Source organism: Microbulbifer hydrolyticus (assembly GCF_009931115.1).
Lineage (GTDB): Bacteria > Pseudomonadota > Gammaproteobacteria > Pseudomonadales > Cellvibrionaceae > Microbulbifer > Microbulbifer hydrolyticus.
The window spans coordinates 3,305,238-3,327,785 of record NZ_CP047491.1; the positions used below are offsets into that span (position 1 = coordinate 3,305,238).

A 22,548-nucleotide genomic window follows, 5' to 3' on the forward strand; every position below is an offset into this window, starting at 1 on the left:
CCCACCCCGCACCGTTAAAACTTACCCACCATATTGATAAAGACGCCCTGGCTGTCGTAGTCCAGGTCGGTCAGGTCATCGGAGAAGTCGGTGAAGTTGTAGCCGATGCCCGCCTTGAAGTTACGCCCCATCTGACGATACAGCGCCAGCAGTGCGCCGCTCTTGCGGTCGCCGGCGTCCGGCAGGTCGAGCAGGCGGCCCTCGATGAGCAGGTCCCACTTGTTGACGAAGTGCCAGTCGGCGCGCAGCACATACAGGCTGGCGGCACTGTCGAAGAACTCCGGGTTATCCCGTTCCATACTCAACTGACCGAGGCGATAGGCGTACTTGGCACCGATGGTCCAGCGCTGGGTGAGATCGTAGTTGGTGTCCACCGAGAAGATATGGCTCTTCTGCACAAACTCGGTCGCGCTGTTTCTGCTGTTGGATGTCACCAGCACCTGATCGGTAGTGGGCACATTGTAAAAGTAGGTGTACTTCAGCAATGTGTTCCAGCGGTCGTTCGCCACCGGGCGGTATGCATAGCCCATCACGCCCTCGGTGAACTTGCCGTCGTAGAACTCGCCCTGTGAGCTCTGGCTGTCGGAGTAATTCAGCTTGCCCACAAGGCGCCAGTCCGGGCTGATCTGGAAGCTCAGGGCGTTTTTCAGTAGCCAGGTCTTGCGCTCGTTTTCCAGTACCGTGTCCGGATCGGATAGCGTCTGCATATTGTCCACGCGGTATTCCACCGCACTGGACAGGCGCAGGTCGCCGTCATTGAAGCCCATGCTGGCCCCCACCGCGCGACGCTCGGTTTCAGCACCGGTGCGTGGGTCCTCTAACGTGCCCGCTTCCAGGCTGGTGCCGTAATTCCATTTGTCGCTGGGCGCCAGGTCCACACCGAGGGCGTGGGTCAGGCCGGTGGAGACATCCCCGTGGGTATAGCGCTCCTCACCATAGATACTCGTGGTATCACTGAAGCGGCTGCGGAAACCGCTGTTGAGGTTACCCTTGCGCGCGCGCACACCGGTATCGGTGCGCTCATTGTCGAGGGTGTAATTCAGGTAAAGGTTGGTGCGATCGGTCACCAGGAAGTCGGTGCCGAGGCGTGCCGCGGTGCCGGTATCGCCACCGGAGAGCTCACTGTCCAGGGTCAGGCGCTCGCTCACCCGGTAGGCGCCACCGAAACCGACGCGGTTGTTTTCATCGCGGTTGCCGGAAATCTCGGCGGTACGCTGCACGAATCCGAACGCGCTCCAGTCCGCACCGGAGTCGTAACTGGCCTGCACAGCCACATCGGTACGATCACCCTGCTTCTGGGTAACCGGCACTATGGGCGAAAGGTCCTCACGGGAATCGGAACGAGCGGCAGCGGCGAGACGCCAGCGCTCACTCAGGCGATAACCCAGTTCCACATCGGTCGCTTCCGTCTGCAGGCCCTGCTGCTGCTCGCGGGTGTCGGCTTTAAGGCCCACATCAAAGCGCTCGCCGATCGGAAGGTTCACAGCGGCACCATACTGCTCGGTTTCGCGCGTTGCGAGCATACCGGGACCGGCGAAGCCCGCATCCCGTTGCTGCGCATACACGGACGCCGAACCCCGTGCGCCCTCGAAGAAATCCCCCACCTGCACGGCGGCTTCAAACTTGTTGGCACCCGCCTTGGCGTTGGGATCCAGCGGGGCCTGGTCAAAACTGCCCTGCTCGAAACTGCCCGGGTTGAAACTGTAGCCGCCGTCGAGTGAAGACAGGCTGTCGAGGGTGTTGCCCTGACTCTCGGCAACCTCGATTTTCATCCAGGTTCCGGCGGTTTTGCGCAGGATGAGATCGACACCATTTAAAGAAGATTCATTGTCTTCCTCGTCCTGCTGGCTGGCGCTTACGCCGATCTTGACGTGATCACCGGCCCAGTAATGGGCGCGACCGCCCACGGCAAGGGTGTCGAGATCATCAAAGCCCGGAGTGTACTCGTAGCGGGCCACCAGGTACTGCGGGTTACCGTTGTAGGATCCGTCCTGCACGATCAGGTTGTCATTGGCAATGGCAGACAGTGGGCGGTTCAACAGTACCCGCCCCTGAATGTAATCCACATCGTAGTCGATCACCGGAGTGAGGTTTTTCACCCCGAGCACGATGCCGGAGTTCTTGTCCCGTACCTCCACCCGCAGGCGCTCGGAACCGGTCAGGATATCCTGGTGCCGCATGTAATAGAGGGAGCCACCGGTTCCGCGGAACTCGTCGCGCCCGGCGATGGTGCCCGGCTCCGCGCTGAAGGCGTCGATCTGGAAGCGTTTTTCACCGAAGTCGGTTACGTCATCGGTTTCAAAGTGGAAGTTGGCCCCGTAAAGCGCGCGGTCGATGTGAGCCAGTTCATTGTCGGTGTAGGACGCATTGAAGTTACCCCACAGGCCGTAATCGTCGTAGTTTTCCAGCTTGATATAAAACTTGCCGGACGTGGGCGCATCTTCCACAACGGTGGAGTCGTCACCAAAGGTCGGGTAGTAAAGATCACTGTCCAGACGACGGAAAAGTGCGTCCGGGTTCTTTTCCATAAAGTTGGTAAACAGATCTTCGACCGGCCCCTCTTCGGTATCAGCACTGGCAGAAAGCTGCCAGCCGTCGCCAAAGCTGCCGCTGGTGTAAAACGCCAGGCGGCCATCGTAACTGGCGGAGTTGTCGTAGTGGGTTTCATCCCCGGTAACCAGAGCCGCGGGGCCATTGGTATCGTCGCGGGCAATGGTCACGTCGGCGATACCCACGGTAAACCAGTCGTCGCGATTGAACTCCAGGTCCCGCAGGAACAGCTCGCCGTTGCCACTGTCATCCAGCACCGCCACTTCGACGGTGTGCAGGCCCTTGGCAAAAATTTCTTCGGCAACAAATTCACCGCTGTTGCTCACCGGAATCTCGCGCCCGGCCAGCCACACACTGTGATTGGAGGGAATATCCGCACCGTTCACCAGCACCGCATTGCCGTTCACCGGAATATTCTGCTCGGCAAGGCGATTTTCCCCGTAACCGACCAGCAGTTCTTTCTCAATGGTGGTTTCCTGCAACTGCGGTTCGAAGTTGTCCACCAGCCACAGGGTCTGTGGGCGGGTTTCATCAAAGCGCTGCTTCCAGTCGTACACGCGCAGAACGTACTGCAGTTTTTTCAATGGCGCCTGGTAGGCCTCGAAATCCGCGTCCCAGCTGCCCTCGCCATTCTGGTCCAGGGTGACCACCGCCAGCGGCTCGTCGCGCAGGGACTGGTCTTCCTCGAAGATGCGCACTTCCGCGCGGGTGATGAACGACGGATAGTTGGTGTAGCGCTTGAACTGTACCCGGCTGTCGGCAATTTCCGTTTCCGGATCGTCCGCGTAGCGGATGGTGCTGGGGAACGCGGTGATGTTCAGGCGCGGCTGCATGGTCTGGTTATCGAAGCGGAACTGGATATTGGCATTTTCCAGGGCCACATCAGTACAGCGCTGCAGGTCGGCGGAGTTCTTGTGCGGGTCATACTCGGGCGCACCGTCCACGGTGATCCGCATCAGGTTCAGGGCATAGGGGTTGTGGGCCTCTGCCTCTTGCTGAATACGCTCGATCTCCAGCCGGTCCTTCTCCGCCAGCACGGCCAGCTCGTCGTAGAGCACCTGCACTTCTACCCGCGCGCCGTCCATATGGATAAAGCCGGTCTGCACCACATCCTTGGATTCCACAAAGCCGCGGCCTTCAAATTCCACCTGCGCGTCTTCGAGGCCGAGATGCTGCTGAACCGCGCGCATGGTTTTTTCCGCACGCGCAGAAGACAGACCCACGTCATCGCCATAGACCATGGCCTCGCGGCGCTCCATGCGCTCGTTATCGCTGTAGCCGATAAAACTCAGGCGCACATTCTGTTTGCCCGCCACCTCATCCATCATGCGTTGCATCTGTGCCAGCTGCGCGCCGGAGATCTGGGGCTCGCCGCTGTCCAGGAAGATCGGCGGGACATCACCGGTGGGGGATTCGTGGGCGATGGTAATGGTTTCCGCCGCGGCGGACTCCGGGCACGCCTGCAAACCGTCGGCCGCGGTTTCCAGCAGATCGTCGTACCAGAATTCCACTTCCACACGGTGGTTCAGGGCGCGACCCTTGGCGGTATCGTTGGCGGCAATCGGCTGGCTCGAGCCTTTACCGCTGCTGGTCACCATATAACCCGGCATATTCAGTTGATCGGCTACCGCCAGTGCGACCCGGCGCGCTTCCGCGCGCGACAGCGCCATCTGGTCGTCGTAGAGTTCCGCCGGCCCTTCCGGTAGCGGCTTGCCATCGGTATGGCCGACAAAGTGGATAGTGAGATTGGGCTTGTCCAGAAGGGTGTTGCGCACCTCCTGGATACGGCGCACAAACGCCGCGGGCAGATCCACCTGCCCCGGCTGCAGGCGCAGGGGTGACACCAGGTTTTTCAGGCGCGCGCGCTTGTCCGAGCCCGCGGTATAGCGCAGCTTGCACACGGTTTCCTGACGACAGACCTGCACGCGGTTGAGCTGTGCCGCCTCGGCGCGACGCTGTGCATCGCGGGCTTGCTGGTCCAGTTCAAAATAACGCAGCTTCACGTCGACGCGACGATTCAGCACTCGCCCTTTTTCGGTGATGCTTTCCGTAAGTGGCTCGCTGTCGCCGCGCCCTTCGAACAGTACCGCCTGTTGCGGCAGCTCGAGTACTGTCTGGAAATATTCTGCCACCTGCCTGGCGCGCGCTTCGGTAAACGCCGCCTTGTCTTCGAACGCACCCAGCTGCTCTTCCGACAACGGATCGCTATCCGTGTGACCAGTGAAAATCAGCTGTAGCTCGTGGGCGTCTTCCAGCGCAGCGAGCTTTTCCTTGAGTTGCTCTACCAGCTCCGGATCGATTTCATCATCGACCTCGCGATAGAGCAGCGGTGGTAGCGCGTCGGCTTCCACGACCGGCTCTTCCGGGTCGATAAAGGCTTCCGCATCCTGTACCCACAACTGGCCAGCGGCCGGGATCAGGGTGGTCTCGGTGTTGCTGCCGAGTGGTTTATCGCTGTAATCGCCGTTACGTTCGACCCCGGGTGACAGGCCTGGAATAAGCTGCCACCAGGCGCTTTCCGCCGCGGTCTGCTCACCCGCACTTCCCCCGGGGGTTTCCTGTGCGAACACGGACACACTGGCGGAAAGTGCAATGGCAAACGCGCAACCGGGCTGGATCACTCGCTTCAATTTATAAAAACGGTTAGAAGGACGGGACATCAGTGAAATCCTCCCTGGTCGCCATCATTACCTAATGCGCGATCCACACTGCGTTTAAGGCCATCGAGCAACCCGCCCCGGCTGGGCGGCGCGCCACGGCGCCAGAATATTTCGGTTTCAATATTGAGCGGATAACAGCAGTCGAGCGCTGCCCAGTCCTCTGCTATCCGCGCCTTGATGGTTTCAAGACGCGCGTCTACCAGTCCCGGATCTTCATTTTCCGCCAGGTAGGACAGACGCAGTACGGACGGTGCATCCTGCAGTTTTTCCAGCAGCAGCTCCGTGCGGGAATGCCACTGCGGACGCAGCTCGGTAGAGCCCGGCTCGAACACGGCTTCCGCCAGATCCAGGCGTACGACGCGATGCAGGCTGGTACCGAAATTGAACTCCAGCATCTTGCCTCGGGTGGCGCGCTGTACCCGCGGGTTTTCCGTGGTCAGGCGATAGCCGCTGGGCAGGCTGCGGTCATCCAGTTTCAGTACGAAGTTGGAACCACGGTCCGGGTTCGGCACCGCCGCACAGGTAATGTGGAAACGGCCGTGGGCATCGGTGGTCGCGCGCAGGCCCTGGGCCGTTACCACGCGGGCACCGGGCACACCGCCCTCACCGCTGTCCTGGTAACCGTTCAGGTTCTTGTCGTCGTAGACCTTGCCGATCACATCGGTACAGTCGAAGGTCGGGTCGGGAACCACACGCACCGTGGCAGAAGCTTCACCGGAAGCCTGCTGACCGGAAAGTTCGTTGAACATGCGCGCGCGGTTCACGTATTTGCCTTCACCCACACCGGAACCAACCACCAGCAACAACTTCATGGTGCGGGTCTGCTCGCCTTCGGCACGCAGGTGCGGCCATTGCAATTGCAGACCATTCACTTCCGGTTCCGTCGGTACGCCGTCCAGGTTTGCGGAACCGGCCACGTACTTGAAGCCCGCGGGGAAGTAGTCCACCAGCTGCAGGTCGGTGAGCGGCACCGGCATGGTGTTGGTGAAGGTGATGGTGTACGGCACCAGCTGGCTGCGGGTCACATTGGTCATGGCCGAGGTTTTGGTCAGCGCCAGCGCGCCTTCGAGCTGCGGATCCAGGGCAATGTGGTTGTTGAACAGCTGGCTGCTGCCGGGCTGGTTACTGTCATCCAGGTTGAGGCGCAGGTAGTAGTCCGTTTCACCGGAGCGCGCGTCCATGTCGATGGATGGCGGCAGCTCGGTGAGCTGGATTTCACAATGATCCGGGGTACCGGGAATCACATCCGCGGCGCTGCCGAGGCAAGCACCCACATCAAAGCTGCCGGTCTCGCTGCCGGTCTGCGGCGGGATGATCTGGGACGGGCCGGACATATAGTCTTCGTTCGGCACTTCCACCTGGATCAGGTAGTCCGCATTCACCGCGCAACCAGCACCACTGAAGTTCAGGTCGAACTTGTAGTAACCGCCGGGCAGGGTCACCTGGTTCTGCTGTGCGGGATCCGCGAAGCAGCTGTCCGGTACTGCCTGGCCACTGGAGGCCTGCAGCAGGCTTACCCGGGCACCAGCGATAGGTGCGCGCAGCACGGAATCGTAAATCACCCCATTGGGCGTGATCGGCAGATTCAGGTTCTGCGGGTTGGCACCGGAGCCAATGTAGATATCGCGGATATTCTGCGGACCATTGGTGTAATCGGAGCTCGCCGTACCCAGAGAGGCCGTGGACTCCGCCGCATTCGGGGCCAGATAACGCAACTCGTAGCTGGCACCGGCCATGTCCGCGCCATCCATATTGGGCACCAGACCGGCAAACTGGAAGTAGCCGTTTTCATCGCTCTGTACGGTTTCCAGCAGTGCGTTATTAAAGTACAGGTTCACGGTCCAGTTAGTGAGCAGGCGCTCTTCACTGTCGGCGGTTTCACTGAAGTTCACATCGTGCCAGAGGTAACCGCTGAGGTTCGCGATACCCGGGGTACCACCGATATCGATCGCTACCGTGGCCTCGTTGTAGGCCGGTGGATCATTCCATTTCACCTGCGCGGTGTTTACCACGGAGTAGCCCATGGCCAGGTTTTCGCCCAGCTTGGCTTCAAAGCGCAGGGTGATGGTTTCGCCCGGCTGCAGGTCACCATAGTTGGTGCTGTAGTCGACGGTGATCAGCGAGCCATCCACCATCACGCCGTCGGGCTGGCCGTTCAGGCGCGCGGAGTCTTCCACGTAAGTGAGCACACCCTCACCGGCGGTAAGCAGGTCATCGTAAATGGTGACCAGGCTCGCCGGTACGGCGCTGATGTTGGTGACGCGCACGATGTATTCGAGCACCTTGCCGGATTCCGCAGCACCGCCACCGACCACGGCAACTTCCTTGGTAATGTTCAGCTGCTGCGCGTCGCCCACCACCACTTCAGTGGGCTGCGCTCCATTGCTGCTGTTACCGTCGGCATCCGACAGGGTCAGCGGCAATTCCAGGCTGTACACACTGCCCTGGTTGCTGATGATGGTGCCCCGCTCGGTATCGGCGTTGACCATCACTTCAAACACGATGGTGGCGGTCTGCGCGGTGGTGATCACGCCTTCCCCATCCGCGGGCAGCGGCAAGGTCAGGTCCTCACTACTGATGGCAATACCATTGACCAGTGGCGACGCGTCGCCGTCATCCGGCACCGCGTTTTCGTTCAGCTGAGTACTGCCGGCAACATAGGTGGTGTACTCCGGCACCAGGTCCACCAGACGCGCTTCGCTCGCATCCTTGCCACCCATATTGGTGACGGTAATGGTGTAACGCAGCACGTCTTCCGGATCGACAATACCGGCTGTCATATTGTCCACCGCCAGTTCCACGGTCTTCTGTACCCGCAACAGGGGCACGTTACCGACGATATCGATGGTGGGATCGTCAGCGACTTCGGTGGTGGGGTCATCAGAAGGCTTTTCGTCCAGCGGCATATTTTCACCACCGGCACCGGCGCCGTTGGCGAAACCCTGGTTGGATATCACGGTGCCATCGTTGACGTCATTGATGATCACATCGAAGGTGATGATTGCCGCCTGGCTACCCGAGGCATCCGGATCAGCCAGCAGCTCGCCTTCCTGCGCACCTGGAGTCTGGATCACCAGGGTCTGCGTCAGTGGTGTAGTGCCATCAATGTCATCCAGCGCGGCGCCGTTCAGGGTGGTGGAGCCGGCTACATAGGTGGTATTCGCCGGAACCTGGTCGCGCAGGCTGGCTTCCACGATGTCTTCGTTGCCGATGTTTTCCACGCGCAGGGTGTAGCGCAGGGTATCCCCCGGCATCAGGCTGTCCGGTTCACCGGTGAGGTCCTCTGAAGTTTTCTCCACCTTGAACAGCGGCGCAGACTCAATAATGACCTGGGTCGGATCTTCATCGCCCGCAATCTGCGGGTCCGCAGCATCGTTGATGTTCGGGTCGTCACTGTTGATCAGCGGCTGGCCCGGCAACTGTACCTGGGCCTGGTTCAATACCGCAGTGGCACTGTCGATCACATTGACCAGCTGCACCTGGTACACCAGCTGGACTTCTTCGGTGCCGCTGCCGGCGGCACCCAGGGTCAGCTCACGCACGTCGACCAGACCAGTACCGTTGGCGCCGCCAGCGGCGCTGGTGGCCGTGGAGTCGCCACCGCTTGGTGAACTGATCAGCTGCAGGGTGCCCGCCGCAAAATAGGCCGGTGCATTGAGGCGATCCAGCTCATCGGTGATTGCAATGTTCTGCACATCCAGATCACTGAGGTTGCGCAGTGTCAGGGTGTACTGGAGGACATCGCCGGGCGCGGCGGTAGTCGCCGGGATGTCGCCAGAGGTAATGTTTTCCACTACTTTTTCGAACACCACACTGGGCACTGCCGCAATCACCGTAAACACGTCCTCGTGGTCTTCCACAGACGGCGTGCCATCGGGTGGATCCGCGGCGTAAGTGCGCTCATAAACACGGGCGTCCGGGGCAGTGCTATCCCAGCTGTACCAGCGCTCGGCGCCAGCCACGTTATCCAGCTCGGTACCGTCTACGGTGTTTTCATCCAGCCAGGCATCGTAGGCAAACTGCACATGATGATCCGCAGCCACCGCCGCATTTCCGCCGATGGTGGTGAAGGTCAAGGTGCAGTTTTCCGCATCAAACGCTGCAGTGAAATCACTGCCCTCGCTCAGGGTGGCCACCGTATTGCCGGCGCCATCGACAAGCAGTGCCGCAAAATTGGCCGGTGGCGTTTCACACATGCCCCCCTGCTCGGTGCTGGGCAGGAAGTCGCGCACACTCAGGTCCCACGCGGGGCCGGTGCCGCGGTTGTGCACATCGAGCAGGAAGCGGCCCGGGACACCCGCCGGGACCTGGGCATCGCCGGACTTGGTCATGACCAGCTCGTAGGGCTCGACAATCTCAATGGCTGCCGAGTACTCACTGACTTCGCCCATACCGCGGCCCGCATTCGGGTCGTCGTTGGCGTAGCTGTAGCTGTAACCGGCGCGGGCAGTGAAGGATTTACCGAACTGGTTGAGCGCGGTATCGCGCAAGCGCAGGGTGACATCGATCACCGCTTCATCACCGGCCTCCACATCGATGCCGCTTGTAGAGTCTGTGATCGTCAGCAGTCCGCCATCCACACTCCCCTGCGGATTAAAGGCAATATTGCCGGAGACCTGCTCGGCACTGACATAGGCCAGGTCCACCGGGTCGATACCCGAATCCGCCAGGTCCATCTGTATAGCGACATCGTGAAGCGCACCCACCGCCGGAATCGTCAGGCGATAGACAAACGGCTCGCCAATGGAGGCCTGCTCGCGGGTTGTCGGCTCCACCGCAATCATCAGCGGTTGCGCATCCGGTGTACTGAACAGAACGCTGACCGCATCGCTCGGGCCATAGGGCTGGCGATTATCGAGCACGGCACCCTCGGGGATCGCGCTTTCACCAAACGAGTAGTACCACTCCACGTAGGCATTGTTCGCGACCTGCAGGCCCGCGGCGAGGTCGCTATCAGTGGTCACCCGGTACACCACTTCCAGGGTTTCACCCGCGGCAATTTCATTACTGAACTGCCACAGGGTTTCGCCAGTAGCAGCGTCGAATGTCGGCTGCAGCAGATTGGCGGTACTGCCGTTGATAGAAATAGTTTCCACCCCACCCTTGCGCATACCTGCCGGGATCTGGTCCCGCAGGACGATGTCATAGGCGGGTGCCGTGCCATTGTTGGTAATGGTCGCGGTAAAGGTAATCTCTTCGTCTGGCGTCAGGGCCGCGGTGCCATCGGGCACTGCCGTCAGCGCAAATGCGAGGTCGGGCTGTAACAGATTCAGGGCCTGCTCAGCCAGCAGCGGAGTACTGGGTCCGGCGGCAGTATCGAACTGGAAGCTGGCGGCGTTGCGCAGCTCGATACTGGCGGCGTTCAGCGGCAGAACATCACGCTGCACGCGTGCGCGGTAGGTGATCACCAGCTCTTCGCCAGCCGTGTTTACCAGGGTACCGAAATTCCAGGTGACGGCGCCCGCGGCCTCCGCCATCGGCTCCTCAGCAAGATCATAGGTCATACCACCGGCCGCGATGGAAACCGTATCCACAAACACCATGCCCTCGGGCAAGGTATCGGTGACAACCGCATTGGGCAGGGTGCCGCGCTGCACGCCAAGGCGCAGTTCGTAAGTCACCAGGTCGCCAATACGCAGTTCGCCGTCGTTGAGCGGGGCCGTTTCACTGACCACATTTTTCGCCAGCGTTGCAGTGTTGTTGATCGCCAGCGGCGGCAACTGTTCTGGGCCGAGGAAATAATTGTTCAGTGCAGTCGGGTCAGGGATACCGGAACCATCGCGCTCCACATGTTCAGGGGCACCGGCCTGGCTGGTCCACTGTACGGTGGTGCTGCCGGTGAGTTCCTGGCCGGCGAGCACGCTGTCGAGCACGCGGACATCGAACTCCAGGGTACGCGCTTCACCTGCGGGAATATCGGTGTTGGCGACCGCATTCCAGCTCAGACTCTGGGCAGTATCGATACCGTTGCCGGTAACAGAGGGATCCGCAATCACTGCGCCATTAAAACTGGCGGTGCCGGGCTCATAGGCCCAACCGATGCTCAGTTCTTCCAGTACGGAAAGATCGTAAGCGGCGGAACCATTCGCGCCCTGCTCCGAAAGCGCCAGGCTGAAGCGGTAGATATCACCGGCCACCGGCTCGGCGTTGCCGCTCTGGTTGACTGCGCTCTGGGTCAGCCCCAGTTCCGGCTCGACGATAGTGATCGTCGCAGACTGGCCACCCATTTCAGTGACCACACCGGCTTCTTCGTAGCTGTAAGTAGCGCTGATGTCATAAGTCTGCCCGGACTGGGCAGCCTCGACGTTGGCGATCCAGCCGGAGAACACAATTTCACGCACTTCGTTGGGCGGAATGTCGCCCACGTCGATGGTAAACATCTCACCGTCGGGAACGGTTACCGGCTCACCATTAACGGTGACGGTATCCAGGGCGATCACGGTGTCGCGTCCCTGAAGAACATTCTCGACTTGCACGTTCGCCAGGGTGGAGCTCGCAATCGGGCTTGCCGGCACGGTAATCCGGTAGCTCACCGGCTCACCGATCGGTGCGCGCCCATCGGCCGGCTCCATCAACTGCAGGGTGAGATCTTCAGGATCCGCTACCGAAGTCATCAACTGGAAGCAGTTGGCCGAAAGCGTAGCTTCACAGGCCGGTGCATCGCTCTCGTAAAGGCGACTACTGGTGCTATCGATGTCGGTGGAAACGTATTTATCGATATGGAAGCGGTTGTACCAGGTGTGACCACTGGGAATGCCCTGGTCCAGGCCGACTTCGTAATCGATCTGGATAGTGGCATTTTCCGGTACCACGTCGGTCAGGGTGAATTCGATGATGCCCGCGTTCACGGTGTGCGTGTAGTTTGCGGCCAGACCATCGATCAGCACCTGGGTTACATTCACCGTAGCCTCATCGAACTCCGGGTTTGCCGGATCGATATTCAGGGTATCGGCTATCACCATACCGTAGGCAGGTGCGCCACCTAGGTTCTGCGCCTGTAAGCGGAAGTTCATCACCTCATTGACAATATCCACCACGGTGTGGGGGCTGGTAACGCCGCTACGGGTGTCGGTTTTCTGCAGGTCGGTGATATTTGGCTGAACCACCCAGATACTGGCCTGATCCTGCAGCAATGCGGTGGCGCCGTCGTAGGTCAGCTCGGCGCTGTTGGCGCGCTCGATTTCGCCACCACCGGCAGGGAACACGGTTTCATCGTCGAGCACCACCGCGGTATACACGATGGTGAATGGCGGAGTGGAATCACTTTGCGCGTCGATATCCCCCAGTTGCCACTGCAGTGTGCCGGTGGCACCGGGCGCAGGCTCGACCGGCGTCTGGGAACAGGCAAAGCCGTTCACGCCGCAATCAATACTGTCCACGGACACCAGTTCCAGGCCCGCCGGCAGTTCATCGGTAACCACAACGTTGCGGGTAATACCCGGCTGGATACCGAGGTTCAGGGTGTATTGCACCGTATCGCCGATACGCGCGCGATCCAGCGCACCCCAGGCATCCGAGACCGCCGTTTTGGAGAAATCGGTGCTGTCCTGGGTGGCTACGGTTTCATTGATAAAGGTGCAGTACTCGTTCGGCGCGACCGTATCCGGACACCCCTCACCGTGGCGCTGGTATACGCCGGGATAGGTGTCCTGCCCCGGAACACCGTGATCCAGCGAGGTCCAGTCCACGTGCACGATATTTTCAATCTCGCTGCCGAAGGCCGACAGCACGGTGGTGTTGTAGATCAGCGTGAGGGTTTCACCGGGGGCAATGTCCAGGCTGTTATCGTCATTTTCACGGCCCCAGACAAAGGCACCGTCCGCGCGGGTACCCGGCATATAGTCGGCGCCGTTGATGGTCGCGCTGTCGAGACGCAACTGCTCTGGCAACAGGTCCGAGATATTGACGTCGTACGCGGTGGAAACATTGGCACCGGAGGCGTTGGTGATCGCAATGGTGTAGTCGAGGTTATCCCCGCTCACCGCACTGGCCGCACTCGCAGTTTTGGTTACCGTCAGCGCGGGTTCGGCTACTTCGATCGGGCCGGCATCGGCTGTCAGCGTGGTCGGTGCGTTCAGGTAATCCAGTTCAGCGCTGTTGGAAAGTGCAGTACCGGCGACAATACTGCCGGTGTTCTCGATACGGGCAACATAATAAATGTGGATAACCGGATCGATGGCACTGGTAGCTCCGTCACCGGTGTCGTCCTCGGTTTCGGTCTCGACCTTGCCGATATTCCAGGACAGAACCCCGGTGTCACCGTTCTGCGGCAACGTGCCAGCAAACTGACCGCAGGCGGCATCCGGGGCCACGTCGTTGATGGTGCGGATAGAGCTGTCGTATTCACAGCGGATTTCGTAACCGTGTGCCGGATCGGCAATGGCGTAGCCGGAAGACATGGAGTCCGTCACCACCACATTTTCGGTCACACCTTCCGGCAGGCTGATATCGAGGCGGAAAGTGCGATGGGCACCGATCGCACGGGATTCCGGGGTGGTGCCATTTTCGGTGATATCTTCTTTTACCAGCGCCAGCCCCGCCACATCGGCATTAACGGTATTGCTGTCGGTTTCGTAGTCGTTGATCGCATCGTCGGCGTGGGGCAACGCACCAATGCGCTGGCCATCCAGAGCACCATCAACGCCAATCTGGCCGCTTGGATTCAGCGCGGTATTTTGTCCGGGCAATGACGTCCACACTGCTTCCGCAGTATTTTGCAGCTGCTGATGCGGCTGGGCCGTGTCATCCACCGTCACCTCGAAGGTGAATTCGCGGCTTTCACCGGGCGCCAGCGGGTTTTCCGGGTTCCACACAAATACCGGCTGATTGGGACCGAAGGTGGTGGTATCCACGCTGTCCGGCGGATTGCTGCCGGCATCACTGCCGGAAACAAACGTCATGTCAGTATCCAGCAAGTCGTCCCGGATACGCAGGTTATAGGCGTTGGCGGTACCGTTGTTGGTGGCGGTCAGGGTGATGATAATGGTGTCCGCAGCATCCACATCTCCGCTTGGGGCATCCCAGCTCTTGGTCAGTGCGATCAGAGGCTCGGTAACCTGCACTTCCACCTGGCCATAATCGAGACTGTGATCGGTGCCGCTTTCGTCGCGCCACTCGAGAGTGGCGTTGGTCGCCGGCACCCCATTGATCAGCGGGATGCCATCATTATTGTCTGCGCTGTTCTGTACCCGCGCGATAAATTTCAACTCAAACGTGAAGCGGTTGGGATCGCGATCCGCCGACGGGTTGGAAAGCACCACGTCACCGAAAGACCACTGCACCTGATTATCAGAACAGATCGGCGTGACATCCCCAATATCCGTGAGATCGGGACGCTTGAAGCCGGCCGCATTCCACGGCGCATCATTGGAGAGATCAATGGTCGGCGCATCCGCACAGATCAGCCCGGCAGGCAGTTGATCGGTTACGGTCAGGTTACGCAGCTGGGCTACCGGAAGTTCTGCGGTGAGCGTGTACTCAATTTCCTCGCCAATCTTTACCGGCTGCACGCCGCTGCCAGCCAGCGGAGTTTCCGACAGGGCGGTAATGGTTTTCGGCTCGGTGGCCGGCTCGCTGAAGGTCAGGGAGGCAAAAGCATCGGTACTATCAGCCGGTGCCGGATAGACACGGGCACCACCCAGCTCGCCGCTGCCCGGGGTAACCACGGTCTGATTGCCGTGCTCGTTATCGCTGCTACCTTCCAGAGAATCGTAGTAGGTAACCTGTACAGTATTCGTCAGGGTTTCTGATGGCGCGATGCGATCGTCCGGGTCCACACGGTAGTACAGGGACACACTGGCACCGGATTCCAGACGGCGCAGGCCGGTACCATCGACCCCCTGAGTGTGGGAGAAGGTAATCGTGGTCGGGTTGCCGTCGTTCATGACATTGCCGACGATCACACCTTCTTCGCCGGGCTCGTCGGTGTTGCCGTCGCCGTCATTGTCAATGCCGTCGCTGTCCAGGTCTTCAATAAACAGCAGGTCTGGCAGGGTATCTTCTACGGTCAGGTCATACACCGGCGGACGTGGATGACCGTCTGTCGCGCCTTCACTGGTGACGGTAAGACGATAGATATAGTCACTGGTGGTGACAGCGCCCTGGTAATTGTCTGTCCAGCCGGCACCACAGGATCCAGTGCCGTTATCAAAATCCGAAGCCGCACAGATTTCCTTCACCACACTGATCAGGGGTTCGGTAACGACCACGTCGACCCGGCGGATAGGCTCCTTCGGGTAGCCGACGGTTTCACCACCGCCATAGCTGCCAAACTCGTAGGTTTCCCAAACGCCGGTATTGTTGTTGAAGAAAATCCCCTTGAACGAGGAGTCCAGCACGTTGGCACTGTTGAGACCGTGCGCGTTGGGTGCAGCGCGGTCGTTCAGCATCTTGTTGAGCAGACGGCTGGTGGTGTTGATGGTGAACCACTCGTCGATATCGACAATATAGCTACCTTCATCCGGCGCCCCGCTGTAACCGGAATTCTGATTACCGGTAAAACGCCAGCCAAACGGGCTGAGCTCGCTTAGTGCCGATGTGGTGGGATCATTGGGCGCCTGGGTGGCACCAGAAATTTGCGAAGTGACCTCTGGAGGCGTACTGGAGATAAAGCTCTGCCCGTCCGGAATCAGATCCAGCACCTGGATATCCCGCACACCAATAAAGTTGAAACCGCGGGAATCAAACCCGAACCAGCCGCCGGTCTGGATGCGCACGGTACATTCTTCACCAATCTGCACATGCTCGGCGGGCTTGGTCTGGCCAGGGAAGGTGTCGGCCGGCGCGCTAGTGACCATGGAAGTGTTTTCGTTACACACCCCGAGATCCGGCACACCACCAAAATTGCCCGAGCTGATATCGCCTTCTGCTACCTGGTCCTTTCTCAGGTTAAAGCCGATACCCCGGGACCAGTGCGCGTCGAGAGAGTAGAGGTTGCCGCGATCCACTTCACCATCGGTACGGGTATTGCCCGCACTGCCTGGCGCCGGGAACCAGAGCGGGTTGCCGTTGGTTATCGCCGTGGGGTTATTGGTGGTGACGGAAGAAATAGTGCGGTTACCACCATTGTTCACCTGGTCCACATTGGTAGTGGAAACATTGACCTGGGTTGCCGCAATATCAAAATCACTGAGAGTGAAGATTTCACCGACCACATCTGCACGGAAGGTGAGGTCATCGGCCGCAATCCCCGCGGGGTCCGTTGTCTTGTTAACCTCGAAATTGAAGGTCGCGCTGCTTCCGGCCGGGAGCGCGGCATTCAGTGGTGCACCTGTTGGCTCACACTGGTAAATAGTGCCGTCGCTGGGAAGCAGCATGTGCATCTTGTTGACTTCATCCGGCGCCGGGTTGACCGCCCACACCTTGTAAGGATCGGGGTGCCCCATTGGGCGGCCGTTGCCGTCGGTGCTGGTTTGGTTGACCGTAGTCTGCGCACAGCTAAAGCCTGGCGGCGACGTGGTGCTCACCACATTGATGGTCGCACCGAAGCTGACGAACACACGGAAGTCCCGCGCTTCAGCACCGCCCCGGTTTGACAGGGTGACGGACAGCGGCGTTGTCTGGGTGCGGTCGTCGGTGATGATGAAAGTGGGTTCATTGATATTGACATCGAGGTCTTCCGGAGCGAAATCGACCGGAGCGCCCGCATCATTTGCGGCAAAGGTGTCATTCAGGCCATTGCCTGTCATGGTCGACTGGATTACACCCTGAGTATCACACAGCGTCTTGACCTGCACTTCCAGAGTATTATCCAGGCTGGAGAAGCCGGTCAGGTCGGGATCGGTTTTCTCCGGACGCTGATTCAGATCGATGGTGGGGAGCTCTTCCAGAACATCCAGATCCCCCGCGCGGTCGAAGTAGAGCGCATCCTTCATCACTACGGCGAATCGGATAACGACCACGTCGCCATGACGCATCAGGCCGGTGCTCTCTTCGGCCTGGTCGGCATCGGGGTCTACTGAGCTGCTGGTCAGCTTGAATTGCGGTTGGGAGTTATCCAGGTAACTGGTCGAGTCACTGGTATTGCCCGGAATATCACCATTGGCATTCACCCACTCCAGAGTGTCTACGCGGCCGGGGTAACCGCCGTAGAGCGAGTGTGCACTCTCCATAGTGGGGGCGAAACTCGGGTCCACCACATATTCGCTGGGCAGCGTATTCTGCAGATGCCAGGTCATGTTCGGGTCAAACCAGACAGTGCCACGCCCCTCGTTGCGCAGGGTAATGGTCATCAAACCGCGCGTACCCACTGCCCCGCTTCCGGTAATACCCGTCAGCTGACGCTCCACCTGCAGCGCATTGGTACCACCGCCCAGGCCGTAAAAGGTGTCGAGCAGCGCAGTTTCGCTCTGGCCAGAGTCAATCCCACCGGGCGGTGTCTGCACCGCACAGCCAAACTGCACATCCTCGAAGCTGTTAGTCAGCCGACCCGCGGTACAGGAACCGTCATCGTGAATCTTGCCCACCACGTACAGGTTGATATTGCCACCCACGCGAATATCGATGGCATCAGAAGATGTGCCCGAGCTCACCGCATTCACAGTGTTTGCGTAAGGGGATGGAATATCGTCATTGTGACCAAACGGCGCATCCAGGTCCCAGTTATTCAGCACGGCACCGGTCACCGCATCGGTCGCCACACAAGTAGAACCGGCGGGCAGGGAGCCGTTCTGAGCCGCGATCGCGTCCGCCGCTGCTGCTGTAGGACAGACATAGTTTGCGTCCATCACGTCCGCACGGCTCAGCAGATCGTCGATCCGCAGATCCTGCAGCGGGGCACGGCCAGTGTTCTCGATGTTGATCCGCCAGACGATGTCGTCGTCATTGTGACCAAACACCTGGTCACTGCGGGTACCTTCGCGCTGGCCACTATCGTAGTTCCAGCCCTGTTTATTGAGGGCAATACCCGGCTGGCGGACATCAACACCCGCGCTGTGCTGACCATCGGGACGGCCATAGTCCTGCCAGAAATCCGTAGGGTAATTATCCGGATCCTCTGATCCCGAGCAGCGGTTGCCGCCGCAGCCGTCATACCAGGTGTTGTCATTCCGGAAGTTTTCACTTTGACCGGGGTTATCGCTACAGCCATCCGCCATGGTATAGGCGATAGTGGCAGCGGCCTGGGGAGTGGTACCGAAGAGTGACTCGGGGCTATTGGTGGGTGGACGGTGCACCGGGATACGCAGAGTGACCGTCTGCCCGGGGGGCAGATCCGACATGTTGTTGACGAAAACGGTACTGGTACCACTGAGCGTGCCGCCCAACGGAAGTGATGCGGACGCACCGGTGTAAAGCTCCAAACCATCAGTGAGCTCAAGAGTCAGGCCGCCGGAATTATTGAAATTTAGAGACGGATTAGACGAGCCGTAATCGGAATTGCGACGACTTTGGGTTCTAGTATCGCCATTAATGGTGACCACACGTGTTTCATAGGGCTGATCGCCATCGGCGGCATTCGTGCCCGCCCGATAGGGGTTGGAAATCTGCACCTCTACGTAACCATAGCTACAGAAGTCACAATAGCTGTTCTGCACTGTGACCAGATTGCCTGTCGGGTTCTGCTCGCCGACCACACACATATTGGTGTATGCGGCCAAGGCCTGGCCAGAACTCAACAGCAGCGCAACTGAAAGCAACCACCGCACTGAAAAGCCCAGTGTCGCCAGTGCACTTTTGATGGTTTTTTGTCCTGCTACTTCAGACTTCATCGCTTTCCGCTGCCAGTCAAATGTGATGGTTACGCTCTGCCGCACACGCGGCAGCACCGGGGAGGAGCCGGTCGCGGAACTTTATTGGAAGGGGGGCGTCGGCACCGTGAAGCAAGTCATACTTGCGGCGCCATGAGGGGAACTTTTTCTACGTTTGCCAAACAGTTCTCAAGTAAAGCTCAGGTACTTTCTTAAGAACCGTATGAGCGAGCCACCGCACCGAATGTTCAGTGCAGCGGCTCGCTCGCTACGACTTACGCCGCGGGCAGGAAGTCGATCGGGTACAGGATGGTGATGGTCGGCACACCCTCCTTGGGCCCGAAGTTGAACCGCTTCACACGGGTAACAATCTTGCTGTCGAGTGTGGGCGAGTCCATATCACTGTTCTCAACCTGCGCCAGCGAGACCGAGCCATCGGGCTCGATGGTGATCTTGAGCACCATCTTGCCTTGCAGCGCCGGGTTGTTACGCAGCTCGCGGTTGTAGATCCGGTACAGTGCCGACTTGTAGCGGTCAAACACAATCTGGATCTCTTCGTCGGTACGGGACGGGCCCATACCGTCGCTGAGCGGCCGCTCTTCGCCGGCGAAATCACCCTCGGTACCGATGCCACTGGAAACCCGCGAGAAGCTGACCCCGTCGAGGGCAGTACCCACGCCACCGGCGTTACGACTGAGCGCGGCGGTATTGATGCCGTCCGACCCGGTTTTCGCGGCCGCGGTGATCAGCGAGCGCTGACTGCGGTTTTCCTTCTTGCCTTCAGTGCTCAGCTGAGTCTGCTGACCAAGGCGCTTGTCCAGGTCATCCTGGATCAGATCCTGGAAGTTGTCCTTGAAGGCCAGAACCCCGGAACGCTCAACCTTTTTGCGCACCTGCTTCTTCTCAACATTGGAGGGCTTGGGTTCTTCCTTGGCCACCTCCTGCTTGGGCTTCTCGGGCTCTTTCTTCTTCTCTTCCGGCTTTTTCACCACCTGCTCGGGCGGCGGCTTGGGCTTGGTCTTTTTCTCCAGCACCAACTTGGCCAGGCGCTCGGGCACCTCCACCACCTCGTCTTCATCCGGCTCTGGCAGCTGCCAGACATGGATACCGAAGCCGAGGAAGAAAGCCATCAGCAGACACGCCAGCAAACTGCGGCGGAAGCGCCGCTCATCATCGCCATTGGTGTTCCACGGCATGACGGCGTTGCGGAAGGCACTGTCACCGAGTTCCCGGGTAATTTCATACTCGTAGTGGACATCCTCTTCCGCCTGGCGAATCTCACGGAACTCCGCATCCAGCTCGAACAGATCGTCCCGGCAGTCTTCCATCCGATCCTGGATCTTGCGCTTGCGCTCAAGCAGCAGATCCAGGTTGGCGTGATAGATGCCGACCGTTTTCTGCAGGCGGTGGATCAGCGCCTTGGACGCATCCTGCTTGTAGTGCTCGGCCCAGAAAAGATCCCCCGCACCGGCCTCTTCGAGCTTGCCGAGGCGATCGGAAATCTCGTCGAGCAACTGGTGCTTGGCCTCATCCTCGCGCAGCGAGTCCAGCTTGCCATCAACCTGGCTGTACTCGCTTTCGAGTTCAGCCAACTGCTGGCGCACAGTTTCCTGCTTCGCTGTCAGTGCCTGTTTTTGTTGATGAAAATTATTCACAAAGGCTCACTAACTCTGAGATGCTTTTTGAATCACCGCCAGGGAAATTCGCGTGTATCCAGCATTGGTACAGCTGGACATAACCTTTTTCAGCACACTGAAAGGCACAGTGCGGTCCGCAAGGATATTCACTTCCGGAGGCTCGGCCAGCAGCTCTGCGGCTTCCTCGGTGACATCCTCACCGGCAGCGGCGCGCTCGGCCAGCGCCAGCTTGGCCTCTTCCAGTTCGGTGTCGGCCATGGTGATGGCCTTGCCCACCGCTTCGATCATGCCCTGCTGAATAGCCTCCACCACCAGTTCTTCACTCTGGTAAAGGTCTTCAGTTTTCATGATCGGCTTGGTCTCGATCAGCACCTCGTCGTGGGTAACCATGAGGGTAACGGTTTCCCGCGGCTTGGATTCCACCACCGAGTCGGGCAGCGTAATCACCTTGGGCGCCTCGATGGCCTCATTGCTGGCGCTATTGGTCAGCAGGAAGAACACCAAGATGGTGAACACGTCCATCAGCGAGGTCAGGTTCATACCCGCCGACTTGCGCTTGCCGCTGCGCGCCATGCGCTTCATGCGTCTGCTTTCACGTTTCATGGCGCATCTCCCAGGGAAATATCGGGGAAGAGTTCCAGTGTTTCCGGTGTCGCTTCGGGATCCGGTTGCATGCCCTCTTCCACTTTCGGCATAACCTGCGCACTGCGTACCGCGTCCATAACGCCCACGAGGTGCTCATAGGCCACGTCCTGCTCCATCAACAGAACCGAATCCGTTTTATCCGGGTAGGCCTCCTTGATGCGTATCAGGTGCTCCCGCAGCTTCGCCAGGTCGTACACTTCTTCCGTGGGCAGAATGACCGGCAGACCGTTCTCATCCAAGGGGACGTCTTCTTCGGCAGCGCCTTCGGCGGCAACCGCGGCTCCGGCTTCCGCCCCCTCTTCCCGGTTCAGATTGGGGAAGCGGGCGATGACCTTGTCACCGTCACTGATTTCCAGCACCTCTTTGCGAACAACCACTTCGAGGGTCACTCCCGGGTCCTCTGCTCCACCCCCGGCACCGGCGGGCATATTCAGCTCCAGGATGGTGACCCGGGAAAACACTGCGGAAACCAGCAGAAACGGCACCAGCACCACCATCAGGTTAAGGAAGGCGGTGATATCCAGTTCCGGGGCTTCTTTTGTTCTACCGTGACGCCTGCTTCTCATTACGCAGATTCCGCTTTGGACTTTTCTTCGGTAGCGGCTTCAGTTTTGGATGCTTTCTGCTGAGCCTGCTGAGTCTGCTGCACATCGCGGTTTACCGGCTTGGTGGACTTGGACTCGGCCGCACTCTTCTCGTCTTTGGCCGCGTCGCTGCGACGACGGGTACCGGAAGACATGATGTTGAGCGCCTTGACGGAAACCATTTCGAGACTGTCGACGATCTGCCCGGTCAGGGAGTTGAGCAGCGCGTGGACCACCAGCAGCGCAATACCAACCATCAGGCCAAAGGCGGTGGTGTTCATTGCCACCGAGATACTGGCGGAGAGCAAGTCGGCTTTTTCCGCCGGGTTGGCGTTGGCCACGGCGGTGAAGGCTTCGATAAGACCCATGATGGTACCGAGCAGGCCAAGCAGCGTGGCGATGTTGGAGCCGAGCGCGACGTACGGGGTACGCTTTTCGAGCTGCGGGATGCTCTCCATGATGCTCTCTTCCATGGCGATTTCGATGTCTTCACGGCGGCGTACGGCGCCCTGGCGCTCGAGCCCCATGGCGAGCAGACGGCCTACACCGGTGTTGTCGTCTTTGACCAGATTGCGCGCGCGGTCAAAGTCACCGGCATTGAGTACCGGCTGCACTTTTTCCCAAGTGGCGCGGTTGGTGCTGCGTTCGTACACGAGGCGGATATACCGTTCGATCGCTACCGCGGTGCCGAGCGCGAATACCACCAGAATGGGGTACATGAAAATACCACCAGTCTGAAAAAACGCGATTACGCTGTTAAAGAAATCCATCATTTGCCCTCTTGGTT

The 22,548-nt window shown here is 59.5% G+C and carries 6 protein-coding genes; all 6 read right to left on the reverse strand.

What is annotated here, in order from left to right:
* Positions 1-14: 14 nt before the first annotated feature.
* Positions 15-5,210 carry an OmpA family protein gene (locus tag GTQ55_RS14140; protein ID WP_161859324.1) on the reverse strand — a complete coding sequence of 1,732 codons (5,196 nt, stop codon included), beginning with the start codon at positions 5,208-5,210 and terminating at the stop codon, positions 15-17.
* Positions 5,210-18,916: an isopeptide-forming domain-containing fimbrial protein gene (locus GTQ55_RS14145; RefSeq protein WP_161859325.1), complete on the reverse strand. Its 13,707-nt coding sequence runs from the start codon at positions 18,914-18,916 to the stop codon at positions 5,210-5,212. Before GTQ55_RS14145 ends, GTQ55_RS14140 begins: the two co-directional genes overlap by 1 nt.
* Positions 18,917-19,170: 254 nt before the next feature.
* Positions 19,171-20,550, reverse strand: a complete 1,380-nt coding sequence (locus GTQ55_RS14150; protein ID WP_161859326.1) for an AgmX/PglI C-terminal domain-containing protein — start codon at positions 20,548-20,550, stop codon at positions 19,171-19,173.
* Positions 20,551-20,559: 9 nt separating this feature from the next.
* Positions 20,560-21,135 (reverse strand): ExbD/TolR family protein, encoded by a 576-nt coding sequence (locus GTQ55_RS14155; protein ID WP_237567686.1) that lies wholly within the window; start codon positions 21,133-21,135, stop codon positions 20,560-20,562.
* Positions 21,132-21,743: an ExbD/TolR family protein gene (locus GTQ55_RS14160; protein ID WP_161859327.1), complete on the reverse strand. Its 612-nt coding sequence runs from the start codon at positions 21,741-21,743 to the stop codon at positions 21,132-21,134. The genes GTQ55_RS14155 and GTQ55_RS14160 overlap by 4 nt, the downstream gene beginning before the upstream one ends.
* Complete coding sequence (locus GTQ55_RS14165; RefSeq protein ID WP_311736363.1) at positions 21,743-22,534, reverse strand: MotA/TolQ/ExbB proton channel family protein; 792 nt, start codon at positions 22,532-22,534, stop codon at positions 21,743-21,745. Before GTQ55_RS14165 ends, GTQ55_RS14160 begins: the two co-directional genes overlap by 1 nt.
* Positions 22,535-22,548 lie beyond the last annotated feature (14 nt).

Coding starts and splice junctions, on each gene's coding strand:
- GTQ55_RS14160 (WP_161859327.1), bottom strand. CDS start 21,743: ATGAGAAGCAGGCGTCACGGTAGAACAAAAGAAGCCCCGGAACTGGAT.
- GTQ55_RS14155 (WP_237567686.1), bottom strand. CDS start 21,135: ATGAAACGTGAAAGCAGACGCATGAAGCGCATGGCGCGCAGCGGCAAG.
- GTQ55_RS14140 (WP_161859324.1), bottom strand. CDS start 5,210: ATGTCCCGTCCTTCTAACCGTTTTTATAAATTGAAGCGAGTGATCCAG.
- GTQ55_RS14165 (WP_311736363.1), bottom strand. CDS start 22,534: ATGATGGATTTCTTTAACAGCGTAATCGCGTTTTTTCAGACTGGTGGT.
- GTQ55_RS14145 (WP_161859325.1), bottom strand. CDS start 18,916: ATGAAGTCTGAAGTAGCAGGACAAAAAACCATCAAAAGTGCACTGGCG.